Here is a 1,087-nt window from a genome sequence, read left to right on the forward strand (position 1 = left end):
TCTCAATCAAACTTATACCGGCCATGATCCCCGTTTAAATATTGGACCTAAAGGATTTACAGGAGAAAAATATGGTGGCTTAACTTACTGGGATACAGAAGCTTACTGTCTTCCCTTCTATCTCTCCACACATAGTGAAGATGTTTCGCGAAATCTCTTATTATATAGATATAATCACTTAGAAAAAGCAGTTGAAAATGCTGATAAATTAGGTTTAGAGGGTGCTCTCTACCCAATGGTGACAATCAATGGAGAGGAATGCCACAATGAATGGGAAATAACCTTTGAGGAAATTCACCGTAATGGAGCCATAGCTCATGCTATTAAAGATTATGTTGATTATACAGGTGATGAAAAATATATTAAGGAATATGGAATCGCAGTTTTAGCACAAATTTCACGATTTTGGGCTGACAGAGCTCATTTTAATCCCCGCAAAGATAAGTACATGATTCTGGGAGTAACAGGGCCAAATGAATATGAAAATAATGTAAACAACAACTGGTATACTAATCGAATAGCAGTCTGGACACTAAATTATACACTTGAAAATTTAAAAAAGATCAAAGAAAATGATCCTGCTAAATATGAAGAATGGATTTCTGAACTTGAACTTGAAGATTCTGAGCTTGAATTATGGCAGGATATGACCGAAAAAATGTATTATCCTTATCTTGAAGAATTTGATGTTTACGCTCAGCAGGATGGCTATCTTGACAAAGAGCAGAAATTAGTTTCAGACCTGGAGGAAGAAGATATTCCGCTGCATAAAAACTGGTCCTGGGATAAAATTTTACGCTCACCTTATATTAAACAGGCAGATGTTCTGCAGGGAATCTACTACTTTAAAGATGATTTTGATCGTGACAGTATTGCCCGCCACTATGATTTTTATGAGCCGCGTACTGTCCATGAGTCTTCACTTTCTCCCTGTATTTATTCGATTCTGGCAGCTGATCTCGAGCGAGAAGAAAAAGCATATCAGCTCTATTTAAGAACTGCCCGCCTCGATCTTGATAACTACAATACTGATACAGATGATGGTCTGCATATTACAAGCATGGCCGGAACCTGGATGTCAATTGTT

Annotated in this window: 1 pseudogene; it reads left to right on the plus strand. The window is 37.4% G+C overall.

What is annotated here, in order from left to right:
- Positions 1 to 1,087, plus strand: a pseudogene (locus tag CI949_RS20795) (glycoside hydrolase family 65 protein); the annotation flags it as partial.

The organism is Halanaerobium sp., assembly GCF_003070835.1.